Genomic DNA, 15653 nt, shown 5'->3' with positions numbered 1-15653 from the left:
TCCGGTCCGGACAATGCCGTCGCGGGCGGCACTCAATAAGCGTGCCGAAAACCCCGCGACGTCACTGGGCAGGCCGGTCTACTGGAGGTAACCGACTGATCTGAAACACTTCATCGACAATCACGGCGACATGCCGGCGGGCAGTCCGGCGCGTCGTCGGGGGAAATGCGCGAGCCTGTCGTCCCGGTCAGGAACCAAAGGAGTGCAGGCGAACTTCTTTCATCTCCCCACAACCGCCCGAACACGGCTTTCAAGCGGCTGATTTTGCATGGGAAATCTCGACCTTTTTGCGTTCTTGTCAAGCGCGTCAAAATGGTGAGAACCCTCACCATTTTGGTGATATTTATTTTTATTCATTCAAAATCAATTAGTTATAAACTCAAACAACCATTTGAAAATAATCTTGCTCAATCCATGATCAGCATCTAGATTCGAATCCTGTCAGCGCTGACAGGATTAACGAAACCCTCGGCGCATGGCGAAAAAACAATTTCAAGAACCGGCAACGACCGGTCAGCCTGCGAGGAAAGACGGCATGTCCCTGTTGATCCGTGGCGCCACCGTGGTCACTCACGAAGAGAGTTATCGAGCCGACGTGCTCTGTGCCAACGGCCTGATCCAGGCCATCGGCGAGAACCTCGACCCCCCCTCCGGCTGTGACGTCCTCGACGGCGGCGGCCAGTACCTGATGCCGGGCGGCATCGATCCCCATACCCATATGCAGTTGCCCTTCATGGGCACGGTGGCCAGCGAGGACTTCTTCAGCGGCACCGCGGCCGGGCTGGCCGGCGGCACCACCTCGATCATCGACTTCGTCATTCCCAATCCGCAGCAGTCGCTGCTGGAGGCCTTCCACACCTGGCGCGGCTGGGCGCAGAAGTCCGCCGCCGACTACGGCTTCCACGTCGCCATCACCTGGTGGAGCGACGAGGTGGCGCGGGAGATGGGCGAACTGGTGGCGCAGCACGGGGTGAACAGCTTCAAGCACTTCATGGCCTACAAGAACGCCATCATGGCCGCCGACGATACCCTGGTGGCCAGCTTCGAGCGCTGCCTGGAGCTAGGCGCGGTGCCGACGGTGCACGCGGAGAACGGCGAACTGGTCTTCCACCTGCAGCGGAAACTCCTCGCCCAGGGCCTCACCGGCCCCGAGGCGCACCCGCTGTCGCGGCCGCCGCAGGTCGAGGGCGAGGCCGCCAGCCGCGCCATCCGCATCGCCGAGACGCTGGGTACGCCGCTGTACCTGGTGCATATTTCCAGCCGCGAGGCACTGGACGAGATCGCCTATGCCCGCGCCAAGGGCCAGCCGGTCTACGGCGAGGTCCTGGCCGGGCACCTGCTGCTCGACGACAGCGTCTACCGCCACCCGGACTGGGCCACCGCGGCCGGCTACGTGATGAGCCCGCCGTTCCGTCCCGTCGAACACCAGGAAGCGCTGTGGCGCGGCCTGCAGTCCGGCAACCTGCATACCACCGCCACCGACCACTGCTGCTTCTGCGCCGAACAGAAGGCCATGGGCCGCGACGACTTCAGCAAGATTCCCAACGGCACGGCCGGTATCGAGGACCGCCTGGCGCTGCTCTGGGACGCCGGGGTCAACAGCGGGCGCCTGTCGATGCACGAGTTCGTCGCGCTGACCTCCACCAACACCGCGAAGATCTTCAACCTGTTCCCGCGCAAGGGCGCGATCCGCGTCGGCGCGGATGCCGACCTGGTGCTCTGGGACCCGCAGGGCAGCCGCACCCTCTCGGCCGCCACCCATCACCAGCGGGTCGATTTCAACATTTTCGAAGGCCGCACCGTGCGCGGCGTTCCCAGCCACACCATCAGCCAGGGCAAGCTGCTCTGGGCCGCCGGCGACCTGCGCGCCGAACCCGGCGCCGGACGCTACGTGGAGCGCCCGGCCTACCCGTCGGTGTACGAAGTGCTCGGCCGCCGCGCCGAACGCCAGCGCCCGGTCGCCGTCGAGCGCTGATCCTTCCCGCAATACCGGACCGGCCCGTAGAGGCCGGACGGTGCCGTATTGCCGTTGACTGCCCCGAGAAGAAACCAGAAGAGAGGCTACAACCGTGATCGATTCCCTGAACCACCTCCCCCGTCCGGACGCCGGCGCGGACACGCTCGCCGAGCGCTTCGCCGACCTCGCGCCGCCGCTCAACGCCCGCCAGGCCGACCTCGAAAGCGCCCGTTGCCTGTACTGCTACGACGCGCCCTGCGTCAACGCCTGCCCGACCGGCATCGACATCCCCGGGTTCATCCGCAGCATCGCCCAGGAGAATGTCCAGGGCGCGGCGCAGAAGATCCTCTCGGCGAACATCCTCGGCGGCAGCTGCGCCCGCGTCTGCCCCACGGAGATCCTTTGCCAGCAGGCCTGCGTGCGCAACAACGCGCAGGAGTGCGCGCCGGTGCTGATCGGCCAGCTGCAACGCTACGCCCTCGACCACGCCGGCTTCAGCGAGCATCCGTTCAAGCGCTCGCCGGCCACCGGCAAGCGCATCGCCGTGGTCGGCGCCGGGCCGGCCGGGCTGTCCTGTGCCCACCGCCTGGCCATGCACGGCCACGAGGTGGTGCTCTTCGAGGCCCGCGCCAAGGCCGGCGGCCTCAACGAGTACGGCATCGCCCGCTACAAGCTGGTGGACGACTTCGCCCGGCGCGAAGTGGAATTCCTCCTGCAGATCGGCGGCATCGAACTGCGCCACGGCCAACGCCTCGGCGACAACCTCGCGCTCGGCGCCCTGCACGAAGAGTACGACGCGGTGTTCCTCGGCATCGGCCTGGCCGCCAGCAAGCGCCTCGGCCTGGAAGACGAAGACGCCCCCGGCCTGCTCGCCGCTACCGACTACATCCGCGAACTGCGGCAGAGCGACGACCTGCTCGACCTGCCCGTCGCCGACCGTTGCATCGTCATCGGCGCCGGCAACACCGCCATCGACATGGCAGTGCAGATGAGCCGGCTCGGCGCCCGCGACGTCAATCTGGTCTATCGCCGCGGCTTCGAGGAAATGGGCGCCACCGGCCACGAGCAGGAGATCGCCAAGGCCAGCCAGGTGCGCCTGCTGACCTGGGCCCGACCGGAACGGGTACTGCTCGACGAGCATGGCCGGGTGCGCGGCATGCGCTTCGCCCGCACCCGCCTGGAGAACGGCCGCCTGGGCGACACCGGCGACCATTTCGAGCTGGCCGCCGACGCCATCTTCAAGGCCATCGGCCAGGCCTTCGACGACGCCAGCCTGGGCGATCCGCTGGCGGCGCAACTGCGCCGCGACGGCGGCCGCATCCAGGTCGACGGGCAGATGCGCACCAGCATCCCGGGCATCTACGCCGGCGGCGACTGCGTGGCGCTCGGCGAGGACCTCACGGTGCAGGCGGTGCAGCACGGCAAACTGGCGGCGGAAGCGATCCACGCCCAACTCATGCTCAACGTGGAGGCTGCGTGATGGCCGACCTGTCTATCGAATTCGCCGGCATCAAGTCGCCCAACCCCTTCTGGCTGGCATCCGCGCCGCCCACCGACAAGGCCTACAACGTGGTCCGCGCCTATGAGGCGGGCTGGGGCGGGGTGGTCTGGAAGACCCTCGGCGAAGACCCGGCGGCGGTCAACGTGTCGTCGCGCTATTCCGCGCACTTCGGGCCGAACCGCCAGGTGCAGGGGATCAATAACATCGAGCTGATCACCGACCGCTCGCTGGAGATCAACCTGCGCGAGATCGCCCAGGTGAAGAAGGACTGGCCGGACCGCGCGCTGATCGTGTCGTTGATGGTGCCCTGCGTCGAGGAGTCGTGGAAATACATCCTGCCGCTGGTGGAAGCCACCGGCGCCGACGGCATCGAGCTGAACTTCGGCTGCCCCCACGGCATGCCCGAGCGCGGCATGGGCGCGGCGGTCGGCCAGGTGCCGGAGTACGTGGAGATGGTCACCCGCTGGTGCAAGACCCACTGCTCGCTGCCGGTGATCGTCAAGCTCACCCCCAACATCACCGACATCCGCCAGTCGGCGCGCGCCGCCCAGCGCGGCGGCGCCGACGCGGTGTCGCTGATCAACACCATCAACTCGATCACCAGCGTCGACCTGGAACGCATGGTCGCCCTGCCGGTGGTCGGCACCCAGAGCACCCACGGCGGCTACTGCGGCTCGGCGGTGAAGCCGATCGCCCTGAACATGGTCGCCGAGATTGCCCGCGACCCGCAGACCCGCGGCCTGCCGATCTGCGGCATCGGTGGGATCGGCAGCTGGCGCGACGCAGCGGAATTCGTCGCGCTCGGCTGCGGCGCGGTGCAGGTGTGCACGGCGGCGATGCTGCACGGCTTCCGTATCGTCGAGGACATGCAGGACGGTCTCGCGCGCTGGATGGACAGCCAAGGCTACCAGCGGCTGGCCGATTTCAGCGGCGCCGCGGTGGGCAATACCACCGACTGGAAGTACCTGGACATCAACTACCAGGTGATCGCCCGCATCGACCAGGACGCCTGCATCGGTTGCGGCCGCTGCCATATCGCCTGCGAGGACACCTCGCACCAGGCCATCGCCAGCCTGCCCCGGGCCGACGGCACGCACCGCTACGAAGTGATCGACGCCGAGTGCGTGGGCTGCAACCTGTGCCAGATCACCTGTCCGGTGGAGAACTGCATCGAAATGGTGCCGCAGGATACCGGCAAGCCCTATCTCAACTGGACCCAGGATCCGCGCAACCCCTACCGCGAAGCCTCCTGAACGCAGGGCGGCGCCCGCATCCCCGGCGGACGCCGCCCTGCCGCGCGCCGGCACGCTTCCTGCGTGCCGCTGCGGTCCGGCGACGCGCAACGGCGTCTGTCGGATCGACCCGCCTTCGACTACCATTCGCCGCGGCCCGGCCGACGCTCCCGGACGGCCGGCGCCCCATGGAGACTCGCGCATGTCCGCAGACAGCAACTACAGCCAGCAACCGGTCCCGCTGGCGGCGCGCAAGAGCGCGCTGGCCCTGAGCGTGGTGATGCTCGGCCTGACCTTCTTTTCCGCCAGCATGTGGACCGGCGGCACCCTCGGCACCGGCCTGAGCTACGACGACTTCTTCCTCGCCGTACTGCTGGGCAACCTGATGCTCGGCCTGTACACCGCGATCCTCGGCTTCATCGGCGCGCGCACCGGCCTTTCCACCCACCTGCTGGCGCACTACTCGTTCGGCAGCAAGGGCTCCTGGCTGCCCTCGGCGCTGCTCGGCGGCACCCAGGTCGGCTGGTTCGGCGTCGGCGTAGCGATGTTCGCCATCCCGGTGGCCAAGGCCAGCGGACTCGACGTCAACCTGCTGATCCTGGTCTCCGGGGCGCTGATGACCCTCACGGTGTTCTTCGGCATCGCCGGGCTGACGCTGCTGTCGGCCATCGCGGTACCGGCGATCGTCGTCCTCGGCAGCTACTCGGTGTGGCTCGCGGTGCGCGACGCCGGCGGCCTGGCGGCTTTGCAGCAGGTGACGCCGAGCGCGCCGCTGAGCCTCTCGGCGGCGATCGCCCTGGTGGTCGGCTCGTTCGTCAGCGCCGGCACCCTCACCGCCGACTTCGTCCGCTTCGGTCGCAGCGCGCGCACCGCCGTGGTGGTGTGCCTGGTGGCGTTCTTCCTCGGCAACTCGCTGATGTTCATCTTCGGCGCGGCCGGCGCGGCGGCGGTGGGCAAGTCGGATATCTCCGACGTGATGATCGCGCAGGGCCTGCTGATCCCGGCGATCCTGGTCCTCGGCCTGAACATCTGGACCACCAACGACAACGCGCTGTATGCCTCCGGCCTCGGCTTCGCCAACATCACCGGGCTCTCCAGCCGCTTCCTGGCGATGCTCAACGGCGCCCTCGGCACCCTCGCCGCGCTCTGGCTGTACAACCACTTCGTCGGCTGGCTGACTTTCCTCTCCGCCGCCATACCGCCCATCGGCGGGGTGATCATCGCCGACTACCTGAGTCGCCGCCGGCGCTACCGCCAGCACCCCTGCGCGGACATCCAGGCGATCAACTGGGCGGCGATCCTCGCCGTCGCCTGCGGCACCGCCGCCGGCCACTGGCTGCCGGGGATCGTGCCGGTCAACGCGGTGCTCGGCGCCGCCATCGCCTACCTGCTGCTCAATCCCCTGCTGAGCCGCAGCCCGAACAAACCAGAAGAGGTCCTCCATGCTGATTGACAACCTGCGCCTGCGCGGCCGCGAAGGTCTCTGGCAGCTGCGCGTCGCCGATGGCCGCATCGCCGCCCTGGTGCCGATGGAACAGGCCGCCGACGACGCCGGCGAGCGCCTGGACGGCGCCGGCGGTCTCGCCGTGCCGCCGTTCATCGAGCCGCACATCCATCTCGACACCACCCAGACCGCCGGCCAGCCGGAGTGGAACCGCTCCGGCACGCTGTTCGAAGGCATCGAACGCTGGGCCCAGCGCAAGGCGCTGCTCAGCCACGAGGACGTCAAGCAGCGCGCCTGGCAGACCCTGAAGTGGCAGATCGCCAACGGCGTGCAGCACGTGCGCAGCCACGTCGACGTCTCCGACCCGACCCTCACCGCGCTCAAGGCTATGCTCGAGGTGCGCGGCGAAGTAGCGCCCTGGGTCGACCTGCAGATCGTCGCCTTCCCCCAGGAGGGCATCCTCTCCTACCCCAACGGCCTGGAACTGCTGGAGGAGTCGCTACGCCTGGGCGCCGACGTGGTGGGGGCGATCCCGCATTTCGAATTCACCCGCGAGCTGGGCGTCGAGTCGCTGCACAAGGCCATCGACCTGGCCAGGCGCTACGACCTGCCGGTGGACGTGCATTGCGACGAGATCGACGACGAGCAGTCGCGCTTCCTCGAGACCCTGGCCATGCTCGCCCATCGCGACGGCCTCGGCGCACGGGTCACCGCCAGCCATACCACGGCGATGCACTCCTACAACGGCGCCTACACCTCGCGGCTGTTCCGCCTGCTGAAACTGTCGGGAATCAACTTCGTCGCCAACCCGCTGGTGAACATCCACCTGCAGGGGCGCTTCGACGACTATCCGAAACGCCGCGGCATCACCCGGGTCAAGGAACTGCTCGGTGCCGGGATCAACACCTGCTTCGGCCACGACGACGTGTTCGACCCCTGGTACCCGCTGGGCACCGCGAACATGCTGCAGGTGCTGCACATGGGCCTGCACGTGACGCAGATGATGGGCTACGACGAGATCGACGGGGGCCTCGACCTGATCACCCGCAACAGCGCCCGCACCCTCGGCCTGCGGGAATACGGCATCGAGGTCGGCCATCCGGCCAACCTGCTGGTGCTGCCGGCCCGCGACGGCTTCGACGCGGTACGCCGGCAGGTCCCGGTGCGCTACTCGATCCGCGGCGGACGGCTGCTCGCCGAGACGCTCCCGGCGCAGACCACGGTGTTCCTCGAACAGGCGGAAGCGGTGGACTTCACCCGCGCCAGCTGAGCCTTCGCCGGAGCCTTCGCGCGAAGGCTCCGATTGCTCAGGGCTCCAGGCCGATTCCGCGCAAGACCACGCTGGTCACCGTCTGTACCGCCCTTTCGAACTGCATGTCGCTGAGCGGCTGGTGGCCGTTGAGCACCTCGACCTGGTAGCCGAAGTCGGCGTAGTGCTGGGTGGAGGCCCAGATCAGGTAGAGCAGGCTGCTCGGTTCGATCGGCAGGATGCGCTTTTCCTCGACCCACTGGCGGATCTTCGCCTCCTTCATCTTGGCCCATTCGTAGAGGCTGTCGTCGAGGGTGGCGCCGAGCAGCGGCGCGCCATGCATGATTTCGTTGGCCCAGACCTTGGAGCCATGCGGACGGGTGCGCGAGTGGTTCATCTTCGCGCGGATATAGCTGGTCAATACCACCCTTGGGTCATCGAACATCTCGAAGCAGAGGGCGTCCTGCTTCCAGACCTCGAGCAGGCCGAGGAGGACGTCGCGGTACAACTCGTCCTTGGTGCTGAAGTAGTAGTGCAGATTGGAGCGCGGCAGTTCGGCTTCTTCGGCGATGTTGCCCATGGAGGTGCCGGCGTAGCCTTTTTCGGCGAAGACTTTTTCGGCGGCCAGGAGAATCTTCTCGACGTTGCGGCGGCGGATCTCGATCTTGTGTGTGCCCATGTGCGATCCATTACTGCGAATTCAACCAAGGCTACCAGCAAATCCGGGCGTGCGGCGACGCCCAGTCTTGCCAGGTAGCCCTCTCAGCGGCGCTTCGGACGGCGGCCGCGCAGGCGACGCCAGCCGATCCAGCAGCCGCTGGCGCAGACCACCAGGCCGCCGAGGCTGCCACCGAGCATCCACAGGTCCCACAGCGGACGCCGGGTCAGCAGCGGCAGCCAATCCCAGCTGTGCAGCAGGGAAAACAGCCAGCGGCTGCCGCGCCGAGCGTCGTCGAGCACGCCAACCACCGCGCCGCTGTAGGGATCCAGGTGCACCCAGGTATGCCGGGAATCGTCGAAACGCAGGCGCCAGACCGGCAGGCGCCGTTCCAGGTAGCCCATCATGCTGTGCTCTTCGCGCGGGTAGTAATGGAAGTCGTAGCGATCCAAGCGTTCGGCCTGCATCGGCACCCCCGGCAGCAGCGCGCGAGCCGACGCCAGCAGGCGCTCCTCGGGCAACTCGCGGAGGGTTTCGCCGTCCGCCGTGAGCAGCAGGCTGGCGCCGCTGCCGCTGCGCCCGACCACATAGGGCGCGCCACCGAGCATCCGCCACTCCAGTTCGCGCACCCGCAGCCCGGCGCCGCGAAAACGCCGCAGGGCGGCGTCCGCTTCCAGGCCGGCGGGCAGCGCCTGGTCCCAGCTTGCGCCCTGGTAGGCCGCGAGGTCGAGCGGCGTGCCGCGACCGAACAGGTTCCACGGATTCATCGACATCAGCCCGCTGAAGATCCAGCTCAGCACCAGCGCGCCGAAGAGCAGGCCGGCGAGGTGGTGCCAGCGCTGGAAGCCGCCCGCATAGGGCGAGCGCGAACCGCTGCGGTAAGGCTTGCGGAAGCGCCAGCGGAGCAGGCCGACGAGGATGCCGAGGACGGTCGCCAGGGTCGCCAGCAGCGACAGGCCGATCACCAGGTTCGCCCATTGTCCGTCGAACCAGCCGCCGCGCAGCGGATAGAGCCAGTGCAGCCAGGCGCCGAGCCAGTTCCAGGCGCGCTCCCGGCGACTGGCGTCGCGTACCACCTCGCCGGTCTGCGAGGACAGGTAGAGCAGCCGGCCCTCCGCGTCCGCGGTCTGCACCCGCCATAGCGGCCGGTGCGGATCGAGGTTGCGGGTATGGGTCCAGGCGTCTTCCTCGATCCGCCCTTGCAACTGCATCGGTACTTCGCCGCTGAAGGCACGGGCCGAAGCCAGCACCCTGTCCGCGTCCACCGCCAGCGGCCGGCCGTTGCGCGCCGCCAGCGCACGCGTGCGTCCGTCGGCGTCATCCAGCAGGTAGGTCGGCAGGCCGCCTACGCTGGCCAGCCGGATGCTTCGCGGGGCCTTTCCAGCGCCGTCGGCGAGGGCCGTCCGCAGCGGCATGCAGGCCTCGCAGCCTTCCAGCCCGGGCAGGTGGGCCAGGCGCTCCAGCGGAGTCAGCTTGGGATAGCCAACGTAGAGCATGACCATCCCGGAGACGAACCACAGCACCATCAGCAGGCAGCAGCCGATGCCCAGCCAGCGGTGCCAGAGGTACAAGTAGCGTTTCATCGGCGGCTCCTCAGAAACGCGTCTGCACGCTCAGTTCGAAGGTCCGCGGGTCGCCGACGTAGTACAGCGGCGTGCTCTGCACGAAACGTGCGTAGACCTCGTCGGTGAGGTTGCGCACGCGCCCGGTGATGCGCGTGCGCTCGTCCAGCCGGTAGCTGAGGAAAGTCCCGTAGACCGTATAGGACGGCACGTGCCAGGTGTTGGCGTTGTTGGCGTACACCGAGGACACGTAGCGCGCGTCCACCCCGCCCTGCCAGGCCGGGTCGAAGTCGTAGGTCAGCCACAGGTTGCCGACCCGCTCCGGCACGTTCGGCGGCGTCTTGCCCTTGCGCGAGACGGCGACGCCGCCGACGTTCTCGGTGAACTCGTCGTACTGCGCGTCGACCCAGGCGAAGTTGCCCTCGACCAGCAGCTTCGGAGTGATCCGCAGGGAGGCGGCGGCCTCGATGCCCCTGGAGGTCTGCTGGCCCACCGGCACGCTGAGGTTGGGGTCGTTCGGGTCGGCCACCGAGAAATCCCGGCGGACGATGCGGTAGGCGGCCAGGGTGGCGCTGCCGCGACCGTCGAGGAAATCGAACTTGCTGCCCAGCTCCCACTGGTCGCCGGTGGACAGGTCGTAGTCACGGACCTGGGCGAAGCTGGCGCTGGTCAGCACCCCGCCCGGCGGGTCGGCGGCGGTACTGTATTGCAGGTAGACGTTGGCGTGCGGAGTGAACTGGTAGACCAGCCCGGCGCGCCCGGTGAGCACGTCCCAGCGCCGTTCGAAGTGTGCGGGATTGTCCTTGTCGGGCACCCGATGGTTGCGCACGTCGAGGTCGAGGTGGTCGTAGCGCAGCCCGGTGACCAGCGACAGCTCGTCGGTCAGGCCCAGGCGGTTCTCGGCAAACAACGCGCTGGTGCGCACCTCGTTGCTGCGGTCCTTCCGGTGGCCGGGACGCATGCCCGGCAGGTCGTAGAAGTGGCCCGGCTCGAAACTGGCCGGATCGACCGTACCGAACGGCCCGGAGGCGGTACTCGGGAAGCGCGTCTGCTTGTTGATGCTGTAGTCGAAGCCCAGCGCCCAGTCGCTGGCCAGTCCGAACAGCGGCTGGCTGTGCTGCAGCTCGAAGCGGTTGCCGTCGAGCTGCTGGTCGTGGCGCTGGAGGAATGCGTTGGAGCGCACCACCCCGCTGTTGTCGGCGTTGTAGCGATAGGTCTCGAGGTTGCGGTAATCGCGCTCGGCGTCGTAGTGGTAGAAGGTGTTGCGCCAGCGCGTGCTATCGCTGACCCGGTACTCGAGGATCGAACGCAGCCAGCGCACGCGCTGTTCGTAGCGGCCATCGGCGACGTTGTAGTTCTCGCGGCGACGGCTCTTGTCGATCTTCAGCTCGCCGGCGTAGGGATTGAGCACCGGCGTGCCCCAGTAGGGGCTGTCTTCCTGCTCGTCCTGGTACTCCAGGGCCAGGGTGTGGGAAAGGTCCGGGGTCAGGTCGCTGAGCAGGGAGAAAGCGACGTTCCACGATTCGCGCGAATTGCGGTCGACGTAGCCGTTGCCGCCGCTGCGGCTGACGTCCAGGCGCACGAAGTGCTTCGGCTCGGGGCCGATGCCCAGGGCCTGGTTGAAGCCGAAGGCGACTTCCGAATCGTCGTAGCTGCCGTAGCGCACCCGGCCTTCCATGAAATCGCCGTAGCGGTCGGCGAGCTTGCTGATGTAGTCCAGCGAGCCGCCGACGGCACCGGCGCCGTTGAGGAAGGAGGACGGACCGCCGACCAGCTCGACGCGGTCGACGATCCAGTCGTCCAGCGGACGCATGGCGCTGCTGTATTGCACCGGAATGCCGTTGAACAACTGGTTGACCTGGTTCGAGCTGAAGCCGCGGTAGGTGACGAAGCCGCCGAAGCCGGGCGGCGCCGAGGCGTTCACGCCGGGCAGGCTGTTGGCGATGTCCTGGGTGCTGCGCAGGCCGCGCCGCTCGAAGCTGGCACGGTTGGCCACGCTTACCGAGCCGGGAGTCTCGCGCAGGCTCAGGCCCAGGCGCGAGCCGCCGCCGGCGCTGTCGTCGAGATCGAGGGCCGGCGGGGTTTCCCCGGCGGCGCCGGCGCTGACGGTGAGGGCGGGCAGTTCGGTGGGTTCCTCATCGGCCCAGAGCAAGGCCGGAACGCCGGCCAGGGTGAGGTTGAGACCCAGCGCGAGGACGCGGCGGGCCGTGGAGTGCTTTTTCATCGAGCGATCCTGAAGCAAGGCATGGTGGGCACGCCCGCCTCGCCCGGATGGACAGCGGCGAGCGCTGCGCGGACGAGGCAGGACGGGCGACGGATGCAAATGCCCGGCGCGGCGGGCGTTCAGGATCAGGCGGGGGAAGCGCGCGGGTTGGCCGGCGGCCAGACGTACCGGGGCGGCACCGGCTCGCGCGTGGCGGGCGGGCGGAAACGCGCCTGGCGTTGCCGTTGCAAGCGCCAGGACCAGATCACCCCGAGCGCGACGAACAGCACCAGGGCGCTGCACATCGGGCAGCTCACCGGCAACTGGGGATTGACCGGTACCGGATCGCCGGCGGACCCGTCGTCGGGATCCAGGGATAGCCATTGGCTGGCACCGGCGACGCAGAACAGCCCGACGCTGGCCTTCTGCCCCTTGTCGCTGCCCACTCCCAGCGCCTGCAGGTGCAGGACGCCGCAAGCCAGCGCGTTGACCAGCACGCAGGCACAGAGGGCGAAGCTCAGCCACTGCAGCAGCGGTGAGCGGGAGATGGGAGCGATTCTCATGACCGCGCACTCTAGCATCCTGACCCGCAAATTCCTCGCGCTTCTGCGCTGCGGTGCATCGCCGCAGGCCGAGGGTGCCACGCACGGCGACGAGCGGCGTAGCAGGGGTGACTTGGGAGTTTCATGTGGCGCCGCTATAATCGCCCGCTCAGGCGGCCCTCCGGGTCGCTCCCGCCTTCCGTTCGAGGGGCGCTGCAGCAGGCCTAGGCCTGTCAGGCTCGAACGGAGCGCGCTCTCAGGCCGGCCTCGCCGGTCTGTCAACGCACCAACGGCGCCCATTCGCAGACAACGAATGGAGAGTTACGCATGAGCGCTGTCATGACGCCCGCCGGTTTCACCGACTACAAGGTCGCCGACATCACCCTGGCCGCCTGGGGCCGCCGCGAGCTGATCATCGCCGAATCGGAAATGCCCGCACTGATGGGCCTGCGCCGCAAGTATGCCGGCCAGCAGCCGCTGAAAGGCGCGAAGATCCTCGGTTGCATCCACATGACCATCCAGACCGGCGTGCTGATCGAGACCCTGGTCGCGCTGGGCGCCGAAGTCCGCTGGTCGAGCTGCAACATCTTCTCCACCCAGGACCAGGCCGCCGCCGCCATCGCCGCCGCCGGCATCCCGGTGTTCGCCTGGAAGGGCGAGACCGAGGAAGAGTACGAATGGTGCATCGAGCAGACCATCCTCAAGGACGGCCAGCCGTGGGACGCCAACATGGTGCTGGACGACGGCGGTGACCTGACCGAGATCCTGCACAAGAAATACCCGCAGATGCTCGAGCGCATCCACGGCATCACCGAAGAGACCACCACCGGGGTCCACCGCCTGCTCGACATGCTCAAGAACGGCACCCTGAAAGTCCCGGCGATCAACGTCAACGACTCGGTGACCAAGAGCAAGAACGACAACAAGTACGGCTGCCGCCATAGCCTCAACGACGCCATCAAGCGCGGCACCGACCACCTGCTGTCGGGCAAGCAGGCCCTGGTGATCGGCTACGGCGACGTGGGCAAGGGCTCCTCGCAGTCGCTGCGCCAGGAAGGCATGATCGTCAAGGTTTCCGAAGTCGATCCGATCTGTGCCATGCAGGCCTGCATGGACGGCTTCGAAGTCGTCTCGCCGTACAAGAACGGCATCAACGACGGCACCGAGGCCAGCATCGACGCCGCGCTGCTGGGCAAGATCGACCTGATCGTGACCACCACCGGCAACGTCAACGTCTGCGACGCCAACATGCTCAAGGCGCTGAAGAAGCGCGCGGTGGTCTGCAACATCGGCCACTTCGACAACGAGATCGACACCGCCTTCATGCGCAAGAACTGGGCCTGGGAAGAGGTCAAGCCGCAGGTGCACAAGATCCACCGCACCGGCAAGGACGGTTTCGACGCGCACAACGACGACTACCTGATCCTTCTCGCCGAAGGCCGCCTGGTCAACCTGGGCAACGCCACCGGCCACCCGAGCCGGATCATGGACGGTTCCTTCGCCAACCAGGTGCTGGCGCAGATCCACCTGTTCGAGCAGAAGTACGCCGACCTGCCGGCCGCCGAGAAGGCCAAGCGCCTGACCGTCGAAGTGCTGCCGAAGAAGCTCGACGAGGAAGTGGCCTTGGAGATGGTCAAGGGCTTCGGCGGCGTGGTCACCCAGCTGACCCCCAAACAGGCCGAGTACATCGGCGTCAGCGTGGAAGGCCCGTTCAAGCCGGACGCCTACCGCTACTAAGCGAACCACGGGGCAGGCACCATGCGCCTGCCCCGTTCGCATGAGCGCCCCTCGATGTCCACGCACCTCGCCGATCGCTACAACCAGGCCTGGCTGTTCGCCGCCCGCGCCCACCGCAACCAGACCCTCAGCGGCTCGCCGCTGCCCTACCTGGTGCACCTGGGCATGGTCGCCAACGAACTGCTGGCCGCCGATCGCCAGGGCGCCGTCGAACGGCTGGCGGAAACCCTGCAGATCGCGGTCCTGCACGACACCCTGGAAGACACGGCGACCTCGCCCGAGGAGCTGCGGCAACAGTTCGGTGAGTTCGTCCACGACGGCGTGCTGGCCCTGAGCAAGCGCGTCGGCGACGGCCCGAAGCGCTCGCCCGACGACTACTTCCAGGCTCTGGCCGAAGGACCGGCGCAGTATGCCCTGGTCAAGCTGTGCGACCGCATCACCAACCTGCAGCCACCACCGCAGACCTGGAACCCGGACAAGATCGCGGACTACCACCAGGAGTCGCGATTGATCCTCGCCCGCCTCGGCCATGCGCATGCCGCGACGGCCCGGCGCCTGCGGGAAAAAATCGAGCACTACCGCCAGTACTACTGAGGTACGGCGCTAGACAGAATCAACAAGAAGAGGCGCGGCCACGGCCGCGTCCAAGGAACCGATCATGAGTCAGAGCGAACGCCGTTTCAGCTTCGAGTTCTTCCCGGCGAAGACCGAGGCCGGCCATGAAAAGCTGTTGGCCACCGCCCGCAACCTGGCGGGCTACAAGCCCGACTTCTTCTCCTGCACCTACGGCGCCGGCGGCTCCACCCGCGACCGCACGCTGCACACCGTGCTGCAACTGGACGGCGAGGTGAAGGTACCGACCGCGCCGCACCTGTCCTGTGTCGGCGACTCGAAAGCCGAGCTGCGCGAGCTGCTCGGCCAGTACCGTGCCGCCGGCATCCGCCGCATCGTCGCCCTGCGCGGCGACCTGCCGTCGGGCATGGGCATGGCCAGCGGCGAGCTGCGCTACGCCAACGAGCTGGTGGAGTTCATCCGCGCCGAGACCGGCGACCACTTCCACATCGAGGTCGCCGCCTATCCGGAAGTCCATCCCCAGGCACGCAGCTTCGAGGACGACCTGGCGAACTTCGTGCGCAAGGTGAAGGCCGGCGCCAGCAGCGCCATCACCCAGTACTTCTTCAACGCCGACGCCTATTTCTACTTCGTCGAGCGGGTCGCCAAGCTGGGCGTGGACATCCCGGTGGTCCCCGGCATCATGCCGATCACCAACTACTCCAAGCTGGCGCGCTTCTCCGACGCCTGCGGCGCCGAGCTGCCGCGCTGGATCCGCAAGCAGCTGGAGGCCTACGGCGACGACAGCCGCAGCATCCAGGCCTTCGGCGAGCAGGTGATCAGCGAAATGTGCGAACGCCTGCTGCAAGGCGGCGCACCGGGACTGCATTTCTATACTCTGAACCAGGCCGATCCGAGCCTGGCGATCTGGAAGAATCTCCAGCTGCCGCGCTGATACCGGGGAAACCCGGATCGACGCCGCAGCGTACATCGGCAGGGAAGCCTCTCACGCGATC

Annotated in this window: 12 protein-coding genes and 1 riboswitch; of the genes, 8 read left to right on the top strand and 4 right to left on the bottom strand. The window is 67.6% G+C overall.

Going from position 1 to position 15653, the window contains the following annotated elements:
* Positions 1-535 precede the first annotated feature (535 nt).
* From hydA to PSPA7_RS02565, 5 genes are all read left to right on the top strand, one after another.
* Positions 536-1975 carry a dihydropyrimidinase gene (gene hydA / locus PSPA7_RS02585; RefSeq protein WP_041025278.1) on the top strand — a complete coding sequence of 480 codons (1440 nt, stop codon included), beginning with the start codon at positions 536-538 and terminating at the stop codon, positions 1973-1975.
* A gap of 94 nt (positions 1976-2069) precedes the next feature.
* Positions 2070-3437, top strand: coding sequence for an NAD(P)-dependent oxidoreductase (locus PSPA7_RS02580; protein ID WP_012074023.1), 1368 nt, complete (start codon positions 2070-2072; stop codon positions 3435-3437).
* Positions 3434-4711, top strand: coding sequence for an NAD-dependent dihydropyrimidine dehydrogenase subunit PreA (gene preA, locus PSPA7_RS02575; protein ID WP_023443368.1), 1278 nt, complete (start codon positions 3434-3436; stop codon positions 4709-4711). Before PSPA7_RS02580 ends, preA begins: the two co-directional genes overlap by 4 nt.
* A 181-nt stretch (positions 4712-4892) precedes the next feature.
* Complete coding sequence (codB, locus tag PSPA7_RS02570; RefSeq protein WP_012074022.1) at positions 4893-6143, top strand: cytosine permease; 1251 nt, start codon at positions 4893-4895, stop codon at positions 6141-6143.
* Positions 6133-7404, top strand: a complete 1272-nt coding sequence (locus PSPA7_RS02565) for a cytosine deaminase (protein WP_012074021.1) — start codon at positions 6133-6135, stop codon at positions 7402-7404. The genes codB and PSPA7_RS02565 overlap by 11 nt, the downstream gene beginning before the upstream one ends.
* Positions 7405-7441: 37 nt before the next feature.
* Here PSPA7_RS02565 and PSPA7_RS02560 read toward each other — a convergent pair whose 3' ends face one another.
* The 4 genes from PSPA7_RS02560 to PSPA7_RS02545 form a co-directional block, all read right to left on the bottom strand.
* Positions 7442-8062, bottom strand: a complete 621-nt coding sequence (locus PSPA7_RS02560) for a TetR/AcrR family transcriptional regulator (protein WP_003157297.1) — start codon at positions 8060-8062, stop codon at positions 7442-7444.
* A gap of 83 nt (positions 8063-8145) precedes the next feature.
* A complete protein-coding gene (locus PSPA7_RS02555; RefSeq protein ID WP_012074020.1) occupies positions 8146-9624 on the bottom strand; it encodes a PepSY domain-containing protein in 1479 nt (492 codons plus the stop codon).
* 10 nt (positions 9625-9634) lie between these two features.
* Positions 9635-11827 carry a TonB-dependent receptor gene (locus tag PSPA7_RS02550; protein ID WP_012074019.1) on the bottom strand — a complete coding sequence of 731 codons (2193 nt, stop codon included), beginning with the start codon at positions 11825-11827 and terminating at the stop codon, positions 9635-9637.
* Positions 11828-11952: 125 nt separating this feature from the next.
* The gene (locus tag PSPA7_RS02545) at positions 11953-12369 is read right to left on the bottom strand and encodes a DUF2946 domain-containing protein (RefSeq protein ID WP_012074018.1); all 417 of its coding nucleotides are present in this window, start codon (positions 12367-12369) and stop codon (positions 11953-11955) included.
* A gap of 178 nt (positions 12370-12547) precedes the next feature.
* A riboswitch (S-adenosyl-L-homocysteine riboswitch) is annotated at positions 12548-12653 on the top strand.
* A gap of 22 nt (positions 12654-12675) precedes the next feature.
* On the opposite strand from PSPA7_RS02545, the gene ahcY reads away from it, so the two are divergent.
* The 3 genes from ahcY (at position 12676) to metF (ending at position 15592) form a co-directional block, all read left to right on the top strand.
* Positions 12676-14085, top strand: coding sequence for an adenosylhomocysteinase (gene ahcY, locus PSPA7_RS02540; protein WP_041025277.1), 1410 nt, complete (start codon positions 12676-12678; stop codon positions 14083-14085).
* A 21-nt stretch (positions 14086-14106) separates the two neighbouring features.
* The gene (locus PSPA7_RS02535; RefSeq protein WP_074197204.1) at positions 14107-14679 is read left to right on the top strand and encodes an HD domain-containing protein; all 573 of its coding nucleotides are present in this window, start codon (positions 14107-14109) and stop codon (positions 14677-14679) included.
* A 64-nt stretch (positions 14680-14743) separates the two neighbouring features.
* Positions 14744-15592: a methylenetetrahydrofolate reductase [NAD(P)H] gene (gene metF / locus PSPA7_RS02530; protein ID WP_003151226.1), complete on the top strand. Its 849-nt coding sequence runs from the start codon at positions 14744-14746 to the stop codon at positions 15590-15592.
* The last annotated feature ends 61 nt before the right edge of the window (positions 15593-15653 follow it).

This window comes from Pseudomonas paraeruginosa PA7 (assembly GCF_000017205.1).
In the GTDB taxonomy this organism is placed as follows: Bacteria; Pseudomonadota; Gammaproteobacteria; order Pseudomonadales; family Pseudomonadaceae; genus Pseudomonas; species Pseudomonas paraeruginosa.
Note: the sequence above shows the minus strand (reverse complement) of the source record. Positions and strands in the feature narration are given on the sequence as shown.

Bases quoted from the DNA above. Each gene is read 5' to 3' on its own strand.
- PSPA7_RS02555 (WP_012074020.1), bottom strand. From the start codon at position 9,624: ATGAAACGCTACTTGTACCTCTGGCACCGCTGGCTGGGCATCGGCTGC.
- PSPA7_RS02565 (WP_012074021.1), top strand. From the start codon at position 6,133: ATGCTGATTGACAACCTGCGCCTGCGCGGCCGCGAAGGTCTCTGGCAG.
- hydA (WP_041025278.1), top strand. From the start codon at position 536: ATGTCCCTGTTGATCCGTGGCGCCACCGTGGTCACTCACGAAGAGAGT.
- PSPA7_RS02535 (WP_074197204.1), top strand. From the start codon at position 14,107: ATGCGCCTGCCCCGTTCGCATGAGCGCCCCTCGATGTCCACGCACCTC.
- PSPA7_RS02560 (WP_003157297.1), bottom strand. From the start codon at position 8,062: ATGGGCACACACAAGATCGAGATCCGCCGCCGCAACGTCGAGAAGATT.
- PSPA7_RS02545 (WP_012074018.1), bottom strand. From the start codon at position 12,369: ATGAGAATCGCTCCCATCTCCCGCTCACCGCTGCTGCAGTGGCTGAGC.
- ahcY (WP_041025277.1), top strand. From the start codon at position 12,676: ATGAGCGCTGTCATGACGCCCGCCGGTTTCACCGACTACAAGGTCGCC.
- PSPA7_RS02550 (WP_012074019.1), bottom strand. From the start codon at position 11,827: ATGAAAAAGCACTCCACGGCCCGCCGCGTCCTCGCGCTGGGTCTCAAC.
- metF (WP_003151226.1), top strand. From the start codon at position 14,744: ATGAGTCAGAGCGAACGCCGTTTCAGCTTCGAGTTCTTCCCGGCGAAG.
- codB (WP_012074022.1), top strand. From the start codon at position 4,893: ATGTCCGCAGACAGCAACTACAGCCAGCAACCGGTCCCGCTGGCGGCG.